This is a genomic window from Dehalococcoidia bacterium (genome assembly GCA_028711995.1).
GTDB lineage: Bacteria > Chloroflexota > Dehalococcoidia > SZUA-161 > SpSt-899 > JAQTRE01.
Genome location: JAQTRE010000024.1, coordinates 1 through 13,026 on the forward strand (window position 1 = coordinate 1; position 13,026 = coordinate 13,026).

A 13,026-nucleotide genomic window follows, 5' to 3' on the forward strand; every position below is an offset into this window, starting at 1 on the left:
GGCGCTTGTTTTGGCGCTAAATTCGACCCGCCAGCCGATTCACTCAGACTTTAAACTTCGCAGCATAATATCAGGGTGACTCAATCAGAATTCCGATACCGGCTTTTTGCAGGGACGCCATCATTTCAAATGAGGTTTCGCTGAGAGAACCCCCGTCCTGCTTCAGAATAAGCGTCTGATCGTTTACGGTGACAACGTATTTATTAGAGGTATGCAGTGAGTCGGTCCCTTCCACGAGGATTGTCCCCAGCACGTTGTTTTCATTCCCGGGTTGGACCTTGATGATATCGCCCACGAAATCGGGGGGCGTTTGCAGGGGTGTTCGATCGGGCGGATTTTCATCGGAGGAATCACAACTGAGAACAATTGCCGCCAGCAATACAAAGAGGATAACCAATCCGATCAGTCTGGGTAGTTTCATCATCTGCCTCCCCACATTTTGCTTCCATAATAATAGACGTGTTGAGAGACAATAGCGCTCATTTCAACATCGATCGGAAGTTGATCAGTGATTCCCTAGTCTATCTGGCTGACGCGCTCATTATATCGGATAAACTTGTCTATGGCCCCGGCAGCATCCGTCACCGATCCAAACACGGGCAGGCCTGACCTGTAGCACTTCTCCATCAATTCAGACGCGATCTGGTGATCCGTGACGGTATATCTCGCCTGAACAACTGCCGCACAGGGTTTGCCCGAAAGCTTGGCACCCTCAACAAAGGCTTCTATCAATGGACCTAATATGCCCATCGTCATCGGCCGCGGCCCTACATCGATGGATACGTGCATGATCAACAGATCGATCCCCTGCCAGCTGCCGATAATATGGACCGCATTCTTCAATGCCTCGCTATTCCAGAAAATGGTGTTCACATCGGCAGGGTTGACAATTATGTTGCCATCGGCAGGGACAATAGTGCTCAGTTTTTGTTGTAACTCTGAGGGAAACACCGGCACCATCAGATTAGCTTTAGAGCAGGCATCAGCAGCCACCACACTGGCACCACCTCCCACACCTACCAATGCCGTATTCCTTCCATTAGGCTTGTTCATAAAAACATGCGGCAGCAAGGTGTCTATCATCTCTGCCACGCTGTAGACTTGCTGCGCGCCTTTTTGCTTCAGCAGCCAGGACCACACCTCTCGGGAACCGGCAAGGGAGGCAGTATGGCTCATCACAGTTCGGGTTCCTGCCTCAGTTTCACCCCCCTTCATCACAATAACAGGCTTTGCCTTTGTCGCTTTCTCCAGTGCGGCAATAAAACGTTGGCCATCCTTCACACCCTCGATGTAGCAGGCAATTACCTTCGTTTCCGGATCCCGGGCAAAATACTCCAGTAGTTCCGTTTCATTGATATCAGAGGCATTCCCGTAGCTGACAACCTTGCTGAATCGCACACCTCGAGTGGCTCCTTCCCTCACGATGGCGTTCGTGTGCCCTCCGCTCTGGCAAATGACACCCACCGGGCCGCTCTCCCTTGGGAAATCCCCGGCAAACGTAATCCCACCTTTGGGGCTATAGATACCCATGCAATTCGGGCCAACAATCCTCACTCCGGCTTCTCTCGCCTTGGCCCTCATTCTCTTTTCCAGCTCACTCCTGTCGCCCAACCCTGTTTCGCTGAATCCGGCCGTAAACAGCGTCACCACCTTCACCTTTTTGGCAATACAATCTTCCATCACCTGGACCGTGGTATTGGCCGGGGTGGCAATGATAACCATATCCACCGGTCCGGGGATATCCCGCACCGAAGGATATGCCTGAAGCCCATGGACGCTCTCCCCCCGCAGATTCACCGGGTACAGCCTGCCTTTGTACCCGAACTCTATAAGGGACAAAAGCAGAAACGCCCCCGGAGCATGCTTCGACGGGCTCGCGCCAACCACAGCCACCGACTTCGGGCTAAATATCTCATCAAGGTTACTATATATTTCAGTTGTCTGAGGATTCATAAAAGGTCCGCCTTTCCTTACGCTTGTCTTTAAGCACTTTACATCGGGAGCAATCTCGATGTACTCTTCCACCGATGAGTATAGAGCAGCAACACAATACTTGACAAGCACACGCACCCCCCGTCCCCCACATAGAGAGCGAGATGTCAGAGAAGGGTCCATTTACGAAGCTAAACCGACATGCTGAGCCCGTTTGACAGGATGAGAGTGCTGTGCTACGCTACCTAACGAGAATAACAAAGGAGGCACCAGCCATGAGTTATGAGACTCTCATTCTTAGCAAAGAAGACTATATTGGCACCGTCACTTTGAATCGCCCTGACAAGCTGAACGCTCTCACCGCCAAAATGGGCGAGGAGCTTAGGGATGCCTTCATGACCTTTGATCAGGATAAGGAAGTGAGGGTCGTGGTGATTACCGGGGCCGGAAAAGCCTTTTGCGCCGGCGCGGATATCCAGGGTCAGTTCACCGCAGAAGGAGCGGCGGGAAAGGAAGAAACCCTGATCAATCGAATTCCGAACGAATTCATTGTGTCGAAATCATCCTCGCTGGCCAACCTGAGAAAGCCAACCATCGCCTCAATCAACGGCGCGGCCATCGGTTTTGGTTTTACCATGTCTCTGGTTTGCGATATCCGTCTCGCCTCGGAGACCGCTAAATTCAGCCTGCCTTTCGCTCGAATGGGAATCCTGCCGGAATGGGGATCGAGTTATAATCTTCCCCGTCTGGTGGGCATTGCCAAGGCCTGCGAGTTATGCTTCACGGCCAAGGTCATTGATGCCAAAGAGGCTCTTGATATCGGGCTGGTCAATCAGGTAGTCCCGGCCGATAAGCTCAAGGAAGTCACCTATGCCATGGCCAAGATCATAGCGGACATGCCGCCCAAGTCCATGGAGCTTACCAAGAAAGCACTCTACATGGGCATGAAGAACGACCTTCCCACTCAGACGGCTTACGAAACCCTGGCTCTGCACTATCTCCTGGGAACAGAAGACCACATCGAGGGAGCCAAAGCGTTCCTGGAGAAAAGGAAACCGGTCTTCAAGGGCAAGTAACAAAAAACGAGTGGAATCTGCAGGGAGATCAGCTTGGCTACGCTGATCTCCCTGCCTTTGGCCAATCATGTTCAAGACCAAGATTACTGAATTGCTGGGTATCGAGTATCCGATCGTACAGGGTGGGATGCTATGGATTTCAACAGCCGAGATGGCATCGGCTGTCTCCAACGCCGGCGGATTGGGCGTAATCGCTTCCGCGAACTTCAGTAGCCCCCAGGAACTTCGCCAGGAAATACAGAAGGCCCGGACACTAACGTCAAAGCCATTTGGAGTCAATATTGCCTTTCTTCCGGCAGCCAAACCAAGAGATCACGCGGCTTTCATTCAAGCATCTGTGGAAGAGGGCGTAAAAGTCTTCGAAACGGCCGGATCTAACCCCGAGCCATACATGAAACTCCTCAAGGCAGATGGCGCCAGGGTCATCCACAAGACGACTGCAGTGCGATTCGCTCAGACGGCGCAGAATTCGGGGGTCGATGCTGTGGCGATGGTAGGGCAGGGCGCTGCGGGCCATCCGGGAATGGATCTGGTCAGTTCAATGGTGTTGATTCCGGCCGCCGTTGATGCTCTCCGCATTCCGGTTATTGCTGCCGGTGAAATAGCCGATGCGCGTGGCTTTGTGGCGGCGCTGGCTCTTGGAGCGCAGGGGATTTTAATGGGCACGAGGTTCATGGCCACTCAAGAATCCAACATCCACCCAAAGGTCAAAGCGTGGCTAGTCCAATCCAGAGAGACCGACACCCTTCTGATACAAAAGTCCGTGCGCAACACGGCGCGAGTTCGGACCAGCGACCTGGCCTACAAGATTTTGGGAATGGAATCCCAGAATGTCAAACTGGAAGACCTTCTGCCGCTGATCAGCGGAACCAGAGGCAAGGAGCTGAATCAAACCGGCGATCTGAATGCCGGGCTGCTCGCTTGCGGCCAGGTGATAGGGCTTATCGATCATATCCCCACGGTCAAGCAAGTCATCGATTCCATCATCAATGATGCCCGGATCATTAAAAAAAGCCTCGCCTCCATGACAGGCTAGAAAACCGGGTGCGAGCCTGAATGCCCCCTTTGAATCTCCCCGTTTAAGGTCATCTTGATAATCCGGGCGCTTGCTGGTATCATGTTTAGGCTGATGAGTCCGGTTCGGACATATTCCGCTAATAGAAATTTGGGGGTTCTTGGAGAAGTCTCAGCCCATTTCGGCAATGATACTTCTAACCAGAAAGGAGTTTTGAGATGTTTGCCATAGTTATACTGGTCGCGATGTTCGCGATCTTCTATTTCCTGCTCATCCGGCCGCAACAGAAGAGGCAGAAGGAACATGTGGCCTTGATTGCATCGTTACAGAAAGGCGATAAGGTGATCGCCGCCGGTGGGGTCTATGGTCAAATCGAATCCGTCAGCGAAGAGGACGTCATCCTGAAAGTCGAAGACGGAGGCAAGCTAAGGGTCCTCAAGGCCAGCGTTATGCTGAAACAAGAGACCGAATGATACCCCACGCATTGGCTAACCCTCTGACCCCGTTCGGAGGGTTTCCACTTCGCCCACTATAGAGTACAATAGATATTCGTCTGAGTTGTTTTACTCCTCGAAACACACGGCAATTCGGGCAACCTATTTGGGGAGGAGTTCATGCAGGACTTTAAGACCGAAAATATACGCAACGTCATTCTGCTCTCGCATACAGGTGCCGGAAAAACATCGCTCACTGAGGCCATGCTCTATAATGCCAAAATCATCACCCGTCTGGGCAAGGTGGATGAAGGCAATACCGTTTCCGACTTTGAGCCCGAAGAGGTAAAAAGAAACAGCAGCATCAGCACAGCCCTGGCGCCTTTGGAGTGGAAACAGACCAAAATCAATGTGATTGACGTTCCGGGATATTTCGACTTCGTCGGTGAAGTCAAGTCCGCCCTCCGAGTAGCAGACGCGGCATTGATTGTGGTTTGCGCCGTTTCCGGAGTAGAAGTGGGCGCCGAAATCCTCTGGGATTATGCAAGCGAAGTTCATCTGCCCCGCATGATTTTCATCAATAAAATAGACCGCGAGAATGCCGATTTTTTCAAGGTACTCAAGCAGATTGAAGGCAAATTCGGCCGAAAGTGTGTTCCTATACAAATCGCAATAGGAGCGCAAAACAATTACCAGGGCGCGTTTGACCTGATAGCGATGAAGTCCTTGGGCGATGCCAAAGCCGATATTCTCCCCAAGGATCAGATCAGTGCCCTGCGAGAAAAGCTGATAGAGGGCATTGCTGAAGCCGATGATAACCTGGCAACCAAGTATTTGGATGGTCAGGAGATAACCGAGCAGGAAATCCGAAACGCGCTGCGAAAAGGGACCCTCGAAAATAAGATCGTTCCCGTTTTGGTGGGCACTGCCTTGCGGGATAGGAATATCTCCGATTTACTGGATGCTATTTGCGATTATCTCCCCTCACCCAAAGAGAGAGGCGCGATAAAGGTTAAAGCCGACAAACAGGAAGAATCTTTGCCGCCTGAAGAGAGTGCGCCCCTATCCGCACTCGTTTTCAAAACCAGCACCGATCCTTACGTGGGCAAGATGAACTACCTGAGAGTCTTCAGTGGCGCTATTAACAGCGACTCCAGTGTCTGGAATACCACCAGAGGAAAACCGGAACGCATTGGACAGCTGTTTACCATGCGCGGCAAAACTCAGGAGCCAACATCGCGGATTGTGGCCGGTGACATTGGAGTGGTAACCAAACTGGCCGAAACAACCACTGGCGATACACTCGCCAACCAGGACCATCCCGTTTCCATGGCGACGATTGATTACCCTGTGCCCAACTTGAGCGTTGCGGTATACCCGAAGACAAAGGCCGACTTCGATAAACTTGGAACCGTGCTCAGTAAACTGGTTGAAGAAGACCCCTCGCTCTCCCTGCGCAGAGATGTCGATACCGGCGAAATCATCCTTTCGGGATACGGTGAAGCACAGCTGGACGTAGTCGCTGAGAAAATGAAGCGGAAATTCAGCCTTCAAACGGATCTTTCAACACCCAAGATCCCTTATAAAGAGACTATCACCGTTGCGACCAAGGCGGAATACAAACACAAGAAACAAACCGGCGGACACGGTCAGTACGGGCACGTGTACATCGAAATTGAGCCACTGCCAAAAGGCAGTGGCTATGAGTTTGCGGAAAAGATTGTGGGAGGGGCAATTCCCAAGAACTATATTCCAGCAGTCCAGAAAGGGATCAATGAGTCGCTTGCCCAGGGAGTTCTGGCCGGTTGTCCTATTGTTGATCTGAAGGTTACCCTCTATGACGGGAGCTTCCATGCGGTAGACTCTTCCGATATGGCATTCCGGATAGCCGGATCCTACGCCCTCAAAAAAGGCCTGGCTCAGGCCAATCCGGTTCTCCTGGAGCCAATGGTTAATGTCAAGATCGCTGTGCCGGAAGCCTTCACCGGAGATGTCATGGGAGACCTCAACGGAAGGCGAGCCCGCATATCCGGCATGAAACCTGAGAATGCAGTTGTGGTCATAGAAGCGCAGGCTCCGTTTTCTGAGATGCAACGCTATAGCATAGGCCTCCGGTCAATAACCCAGGGCCGCGGCAGCTACACCATTGAATTCAGCCACTATGAAGAGATGCCGGCCCATGTTTCCCAAAAAATCATCGATGAGGCCGCCAAACAGAAGGAAAGCAAGGGATAGAGGCAGCGGCGGAAAGCAAGGAAGCACTCACAGCTTTCCGGTGTCACGCTCTCCTCGGCCTACGCTTATTTGCAGTAAATGACAGGGAGGAATGATGAAAACCTTAGTGTTGGAAGTTGAAGAAAGAACTACGTTGGGAAAGAAGGTCAAGGCGCTGAGGCGAAGTGGCACAACACCGGCAAACATATTCGGCCACGCAATCCAGTCTCAGGCCATTCAAGTTGATACGGAAAAGGCAGAACAGGTCCTGGCAAAAGCCGGAGCCACTCAACTGATCACCTTGAAATCCCCCTCTTTCAACGAGGGGCGAATGGTGCTGACCGCAGAAGTGCAGCGCGACTTCATGAATGGCAAGCTCCTCCATATTGACTTCCATGAAGTGAGCATGAAGGATAAGGTCAAGGTGGTCATACCCCTTGTCTTCACAGGCGAAGCCCCCGCCTCCCGGCAAAAGGAACTAGTTCTCTTGGAAAGCCTGACCTCACTGGAAATAGAATGTTTCCCCAACGCCATCCCTGACAATATCGCCGTTGATCTAAGCAAACTTGAAGATGCTGGCGACCATATACTGGTTAAAGACCTGCAACTGAGTGATACGATCACAGTGCTGACACACGGAGAAGAAGTGATAGCCAGGATAGGGCGATTTGCCAAGGCAGAGGCCGTGGCTAAAGTTGCTGAGGAAGCTGAAGGCGCTCCAGCGGCTGAGGGAGCTGCTGGAAAAGCTGGCGCTGAGAAAACAAAACCCCAGGCCAGCGATGCCGCTCCTGCTAAGTCTGAGAAGAAGGCTTAGCACAGTTGATATCCGCTCCGACGTCGCTTACCCGGATTCGAGAGACAATCGGATATATGCAGATATGACAAATAATAAGGGATACGGTGATCGTATCCCTTATTATTTGGTTTGATTGCGTCCGTTCGTTTACAAAACCCGTACAGCCCCACACTTGTAAGTTGATTCACAGATTTCGCGCCTTTACTGAAAACCGTTATCAGTCTGATGATGGCCTGCAATTTCTTGTGGGCCTGTAATTGGTTAACATGACATGAGAAACGCCGTAATCGTCGATGCCGTACGCACCCCCATAGCCCGGGCACACCCTCACAAGGGCTGGTTCAGAAATATCCGCTCCGATGAGCTGGGCGTGCTGGTCGTAAAGGAACTGGTGAGACGTGTAGGGATCGATCCTGCGGAGATTGAGGACGTCATCCTGGGATGTGCCACTCAATGCGGTGAGCAGGCAATGAACGTGTCCCGGTATATTTCCCTTATGGCGGGCTTGCCATTCAAGGTAGGCGCTCAGACGATCAATCGACAGTGCGCCTCTGGGCTAACCGCCGTCAACACCGCTGCGCAGGCAATCATTTCCGGCTACGGAGATGTCTTCATCGCCGGGGGAATCGAAAGCATGACTCATCTGCCCGAGGGATTTGGCGCCAAACTGAATCCGAGGCGCTTTGATTTTGTTGACCCTACGGCGGCATCCATGGGGCTGGCAGCTGAAAACCTGGTTGAGATGTATCACATCTCTCGGCGGGAGCAGGAGGAGTTTGCTCTCCGGAGCCATCAGAAGGCTGTGGCCGCTCAAACGGCCGGGCGATTCAAAGATGAGATCGTACCGGTTGAAATCACCGAGGAGGATGGCAGTCAAAAGATCATCGATACGGACCAGAATCCTCGCCCCTATACCACGCTGGAACTGATGGGCGCCTTTGATTCTATCTCCAAGCCGGATGGAACCATCACTTCGGCCACGGCTTCGTTTGCCAGCGATGGAGCTGCCGCAATCATGTTGATGTCTGAGGAAAGAGCAAGAGTTCTCGGGATGAAATCTGTGGCTAGAATACGCTCAATGGCGGTAGCCGGGGTCGATCCGAAGATAACGGGATTCGGCACGGTTGCCGCGGCCCAAAAAGCTCTCGATCGAGCAGGGTTGAAGCCAGAAGACATCGATATTGTGGAGATAAACGAGGCGTTTGCCGTAGTGGCCATGGTGTGTCAGAGAGAATTGGGACTCCTTGAGAGCCGGGTAAATCCGAACGGCGGAGCCGTCGCTCTAGGGCATCCGATGGGCTGCACCGGGGCTAAATTGATGACTTCCCTGTTTCACGAGATGCAACATAGAAAGGCCAGGTTTGGACTGGTGACAGTAGGCGTGGGGATGGGGCAAGGTGAAGCCACGATTCTGGAAAGAATTCTGCTCTAACGTCTTCAATCCGGCCTCTTTGACAGTCTCGCTACCAGGTCTGAGTCACCCCAAAATTGCCACAGAGACAGCGGACCGGCCCACAGAAAGCAAGGGGTATCTGCGCCCCTTTAGCGTGGATAAGTCCCTGTTTTCCGTGGATAACCCCTTTGGACTGTGGATATCTTCCCTGCCCTTCGGGTAAACACTACCACTTCTGGGGGGTTACCCTTACATGAAAACCCTACCATCTTTCGGGGAAGTTCGTATTCGATTTTTCTTTTCTTGTCAACTTGGACTTACCAGGGATTCTACGCTCGTCAGGCCACTTTTCCCAGTCTTCCCAGTCCTCCAGCCGATTATTATGACTATTATTAAATATATTACAATATACTATTATCTGTGGATCACTTATAATTATTGTCAGGATATTAAAACATGATAGACAGGGCTGAAATATACGTTTACGGTGGGGAAGGTGGAAACGGAGTGGTGCACTTCCGGCGAGAGAAGTATGCCCCGTTTGGAGGGCCTGATGGGGGTGATGGGGGTGATGGAGGGAGCGTAATTCTGATTGGAGACGGAGGCATGACCACTCTCAGCGATCTCAGGCGGCAGAGGCACTATCGAGCCGAACGGGGGAGCCCCGGGAAGGGGAAACAGCAACATGGGAAGAAAGGCCAGGACTTGGAAGTGAGAGTTCCTGTAGGAACTATAGTGCGCAGCCTGGAGGAGAGTGGTGAGATGGAACTGGGCGATGTCACTCGGGATGGACAAAGGGTGGTAGTGGCAGGAGGTGGTAAAGGGGGGTTAGGGAACAAGCATTTTGCCACCTCTGTGAAGCAAGCGCCGAAGACCGCCACTGAGGGAGAACCTGGGGAGCGCAGACAGATAATTCTTGATTTAAAATTACTGGCCGATGTCGGATTGATAGGCCGTCCGAACGTCGGTAAGTCCACCCTGATCAATGCGGTCTCCGCTGCCAGATCGAAGGTGGCCGCTTATCCATTCACAACCCTGGAACCACAGCTTGGTGTGGTGGAGCTCGGTTATAAATCTTTTGTCGTCGCCGATATTCCAGGCTTGATTGAAGGAGCACACACGGGTCGGGGACTGGGGCATAACTTCCTGCGCCATATCGAGCGCACTCGCATTCTGATTCATATCATTGACGGGACTACAGACAGGCCGCTTGAAGACCTGGATGAGATCAACTCGGAGTTGTTTCGGTTTAATCCTTTGTTGAAGGAAAAGCCGCAGCTTGTAGCGGTCAATAAGATCGATATCCCGGAGGTGAGGCAACGATTGCCAGATATCGAGGATGCTTTGAGGAGTATTGAGGCTCGCGTTTATTTCATATCTGCGGCCAGTGGTGAGGGGTTGACTGAACTTATGAATGTATCCGCGGAGATGCTCTCAAAATCCGTTTCGAAAACACCGCCGACAGAAGCGGGCGAATTTAAGGTGTTTCGCCCCAAGCCTGTTGATGAACAGATTCGCCACAAGAGCCAGAAGGATCGAGAAGAGGGATGATCTGATGGAAATCGGTTTGCTGGGAGGCACCTTCGATCCAATCCACCTGGGTCATCTGATTATCGCTGAGGCGGTGAGGGAGCGGCTTGGACTCTCTCACATCACCTTCATTCCCTCCGGATATCCCTGGCTGAAGTCAGACAGGCAAATCACTGCAGCAAAGCACCGTTTGGCGATGGTGAAACTCGCCATTGAGTCGAATCCCCGGTTTGAAATGTCCACCGCTGAGATGGAGAGATCGGGGCCATCTTATACCGTGGATACGGTGAGGGCTATACGGCAGGAGATTGGCCCTGATGCAAAAATCTATTTCATTGCCGGAACGGACGCTTTGGTTGATTTGCCTCGCTGGAAAGACCCGGATCGGGTGGCGGAGTTGTGCCAGATTGTTGGGATGCGACGGCCAAGCGTATCGGAGGCGCAGTTGACACCCTTGAAATCGGCCCTGCCGAAGATATACGCCTGCATTCGGTTTGTTGACGTCCCTCAGATCGATATCAGCTCCTCGGATATCAGAGAGCGAGTGAGGAAAGGGCTTTCCATCCGTTATCTGGTGCCGCTGGGGGTGGAAACGTATATTCAGGAACACCAGCTTTACAGGAATTAGTAACCGGCTGAGTGCTGAGAACACGGAGGAATCATGGAATCGATGAAAAGGCTGCAGGAATTGATCAAAGAGAAGTCGTTCAGGTATGGCGATTTCACACTGGCATCGGGACTTAAGAGCTCGTACTACTTTGATGGGCGGCTCACTACCTTGTGGCCGGAGGGTGCCTATCTGGTGGGCAAAAAGGTCTTTGATTTGATTAAGAACGCCGGGATCGATGCCATCGGCGGGATGACACTGGGGGCCGATCCGATTGTGGCCTCAGTGGCTTTACTGAGCCATATGGAGGGCAAACCGATCCCTGCCTTCATCGTGCGGAAGGAGACGAAGGATCACGGAACAAAAAGGCTCATCGAAGGACATCTTCCTGCCGGGGGTACCGTAGCCATTGTCGACGACGTTATCACTACTGGCGGATCGATCTTCCGGTCCATTGAGGCGGTTGAGGCTCTGGGATGTCGGGTGGGTAAAGTGGTGGTTGTCCTGGATCGGAATCAGGGGGGAGCCGATGATCTTCGTCGTCGGGGCTACGATTTTGTTGCTTTACTGAAGGCTGACGCTGACGGGCAAATTGAGATTGGTGTTGAGGGCTGAGCCTGAAGACTTGGCAGTCTTCAGCACCCTGACCTTCTCCCCGTCAAGGCAGACTATCTCAATTCTCAGCGACCTCGGCGCTCTCTACGGTAAACCTCGTGCCTATCTGCATCAAGTCTGTTTGACATGCTGACGGCACTGTCTAACGCCGAATAGTGTGCTAGAATTAGAAAATGTAACATCAACCAAGGAGTAGCAATCCCATGCAGACTGCCAAACGCATCGAAAAACTGCCGCCTTATCTTTTTGTCGGAATCTCCAGAAAAATCGCCGAGAAGCGCGCCCAGGGCGTAGATGTTATCAGCCTGGCTATCGGCGACCCGGATCTTCCTACCCCATCGCACATCATCGACCGCCTTTGCGAAGCGGCTCGCGATCCGGTCAATCATCGATATCCGGAGACGGACGGATTGCCGGAACTGAGACGGACCATCGCCGATTGGTACCGGAAGCGCTTCGGACTTACCTTTGATCCGGATAAGGAGGTCCTGCCCCTCATCGGCTCCAAAGAGGGGATCGGGCACATGTCTTTTTGCTTTATCGATCCCGGAGATATCGCACTGGTTCCTGATCCCGGCTATCCGGTCTATTCCATGAGCACCCTCCTTGCCGGTGGCGAACCTTTTTATCTGCCCCTCACCGAGGAAAACGGCTTCTTGCCCGATTTGGAAGGGATTCCAAGGAACGTGGCTCACAAGGCCAAGCTTTTGTGGCTCAACTTTCCCGGCAATCCCACTGCGGCAGTGGCCAGCCTCGATTTCTTTGAGCGGGCGGTTGCCTTTGCCAAGAAGTATGACCTGGCCATCTGTCACGATGCCCCTTACACGGAAGTGGCCTTCGATGGATACCGGCCGGTGAGCTTCCTGCAAGCGCGGGGTGCCAAGGATGTGGGGATCGAATTCCATTCCCTGTCCAAGACCTACAACATGACCGGCTGGCGCATTGGAATGGCGGTGGGCAACGAGAAGATGATCAATGCCCTGATGCGAATGAAATCGAACCTGGACTCGGGCATTTTCCAGGCGGTTCAGCATGCCGCCATCGCGGCCTTTACCGGCCCTCAGGATTGCATCGCCGAGCACAATGCCATCTACCAGAAGCGGCGCGATGCGGTGATCCGAACGCTAAACAAAATCGGCCTTAAGGCGAATCCGCCTCGGGCGAGCCTCTATGTCTGGGCCAGGATTCCTCAAGGCTACACGTCAGCTGATTTTGCTGCCAAGTTGATCGATGAAGTAGGTGTGGTGGTCACGCCCGGATCAGGGTACGGTCCATCGGGAGAGGGCTATATCCGAATCTCCCTCACCACCCCGGACCACCGGCTTCAGGAAGGCTTGGCTAGGCTGGAGAAGTGGCATCAGAAGTAGGTTGTTCTGAACAAGAGGTGCAGGATACCTCCTGCCGGGGGATCGGG

At 52.7% G+C, this 13,026-nt stretch carries 12 protein-coding genes; 10 read left to right on the forward strand and 2 right to left on the reverse strand.

Annotation, left to right across the window (positions count from 1 at the left end):
* Nucleotides 1–70: 70 nt before the first annotated feature.
* Entirely contained in the window at nt 71–424 is a 354-nt protein-coding gene (locus PHV74_05470) for a hypothetical protein (protein MDD5093813.1), read from the reverse strand.
* A gap of 92 nt (nt 425–516) precedes the next feature.
* Nucleotides 517–2,064, reverse strand: coding sequence for a CoA-binding protein (locus tag PHV74_05475; GenBank protein MDD5093814.1), 1,548 nt, complete (start codon nt 2,062–2,064; stop codon nt 517–519).
* Between the two features lie 143 nt (nt 2,065–2,207).
* On the opposite strand from PHV74_05475, the gene PHV74_05480 reads away from it, so the two are divergent.
* The 10 genes from PHV74_05480 to PHV74_05525 all read left to right on the forward strand — a co-directional run bounded on the left by PHV74_05480 (nt 2,208) and on the right by PHV74_05525 (nt 12,979).
* Nucleotides 2,208–3,008 carry an enoyl-CoA hydratase-related protein gene (locus PHV74_05480; protein ID MDD5093815.1) on the forward strand — a complete coding sequence of 267 codons (801 nt, stop codon included), beginning with the start codon at nt 2,208–2,210 and terminating at the stop codon, nt 3,006–3,008.
* A 67-nt stretch (nt 3,009–3,075) separates the two neighbouring features.
* Entirely contained in the window at nt 3,076–4,044 is a 969-nt protein-coding gene (locus PHV74_05485; protein MDD5093816.1) for a nitronate monooxygenase, read from the forward strand.
* A 197-nt stretch (nt 4,045–4,241) separates the two neighbouring features.
* Entirely contained in the window at nt 4,242–4,496 is a 255-nt protein-coding gene (gene yajC, locus PHV74_05490) for a preprotein translocase subunit YajC (protein MDD5093817.1), read from the forward strand.
* Nucleotides 4,497–4,637: 141 nt separating this feature from the next.
* Entirely contained in the window at nt 4,638–6,692 is a 2,055-nt protein-coding gene (gene fusA, locus PHV74_05495) for an elongation factor G (protein MDD5093818.1), read from the forward strand.
* A gap of 91 nt (nt 6,693–6,783) precedes the next feature.
* Nucleotides 6,784–7,485, forward strand: coding sequence for a 50S ribosomal protein L25 (locus tag PHV74_05500; protein ID MDD5093819.1), 702 nt, complete (start codon nt 6,784–6,786; stop codon nt 7,483–7,485).
* A gap of 253 nt (nt 7,486–7,738) precedes the next feature.
* On the forward strand, nt 7,739–8,899 hold the full coding sequence (locus tag PHV74_05505; protein MDD5093820.1) for a thiolase family protein: 1,161 nt from the start codon (nt 7,739–7,741) through the stop codon (nt 8,897–8,899).
* Between the two features lie 417 nt (nt 8,900–9,316).
* Entirely contained in the window at nt 9,317–10,411 is a 1,095-nt protein-coding gene (gene obgE, locus PHV74_05510) for a GTPase ObgE (protein MDD5093821.1), read from the forward strand.
* A gap of 4 nt (nt 10,412–10,415) precedes the next feature.
* Nucleotides 10,416–11,018, forward strand: a complete 603-nt coding sequence (gene nadD / locus PHV74_05515) for a nicotinate-nucleotide adenylyltransferase (GenBank protein ID MDD5093822.1) — start codon at nt 10,416–10,418, stop codon at nt 11,016–11,018.
* A gap of 33 nt (nt 11,019–11,051) precedes the next feature.
* Nucleotides 11,052–11,612: an orotate phosphoribosyltransferase gene (gene pyrE, locus PHV74_05520; GenBank protein MDD5093823.1), complete on the forward strand. Its 561-nt coding sequence runs from the start codon at nt 11,052–11,054 to the stop codon at nt 11,610–11,612.
* Nucleotides 11,613–11,815: 203 nt separating this feature from the next.
* Nucleotides 11,816–12,979, forward strand: a complete 1,164-nt coding sequence (locus PHV74_05525; GenBank protein ID MDD5093824.1) for an LL-diaminopimelate aminotransferase — start codon at nt 11,816–11,818, stop codon at nt 12,977–12,979.
* The last annotated feature ends 47 nt before the right edge of the window (nt 12,980–13,026 follow it).

What these genes read in the sequence shown, in the direction of transcription:
- fusA (MDD5093818.1), top strand. Translation starts at nt 4,638, where the DNA reads ATGCAGGACTTTAAGACCGAAAATATACGCAACGTCATTCTGCTCTCG.
- PHV74_05485 (MDD5093816.1), top strand. Translation starts at nt 3,076, where the DNA reads ATGTTCAAGACCAAGATTACTGAATTGCTGGGTATCGAGTATCCGATC.
- pyrE (MDD5093823.1), top strand. Translation starts at nt 11,052, where the DNA reads ATGGAATCGATGAAAAGGCTGCAGGAATTGATCAAAGAGAAGTCGTTC.
- PHV74_05500 (MDD5093819.1), top strand. Translation starts at nt 6,784, where the DNA reads ATGATGAAAACCTTAGTGTTGGAAGTTGAAGAAAGAACTACGTTGGGA.
- obgE (MDD5093821.1), top strand. Translation starts at nt 9,317, where the DNA reads ATGATAGACAGGGCTGAAATATACGTTTACGGTGGGGAAGGTGGAAAC.
- nadD (MDD5093822.1), top strand. Translation starts at nt 10,416, where the DNA reads ATGGAAATCGGTTTGCTGGGAGGCACCTTCGATCCAATCCACCTGGGT.
- PHV74_05505 (MDD5093820.1), top strand. Translation starts at nt 7,739, where the DNA reads ATGAGAAACGCCGTAATCGTCGATGCCGTACGCACCCCCATAGCCCGG.
- PHV74_05525 (MDD5093824.1), top strand. Translation starts at nt 11,816, where the DNA reads ATGCAGACTGCCAAACGCATCGAAAAACTGCCGCCTTATCTTTTTGTC.
- PHV74_05470 (MDD5093813.1), bottom strand. Translation starts at nt 424, where the DNA reads ATGATGAAACTACCCAGACTGATCGGATTGGTTATCCTCTTTGTATTG.
- yajC (MDD5093817.1), top strand. Translation starts at nt 4,242, where the DNA reads ATGTTTGCCATAGTTATACTGGTCGCGATGTTCGCGATCTTCTATTTC.
- PHV74_05480 (MDD5093815.1), top strand. Translation starts at nt 2,208, where the DNA reads ATGAGTTATGAGACTCTCATTCTTAGCAAAGAAGACTATATTGGCACC.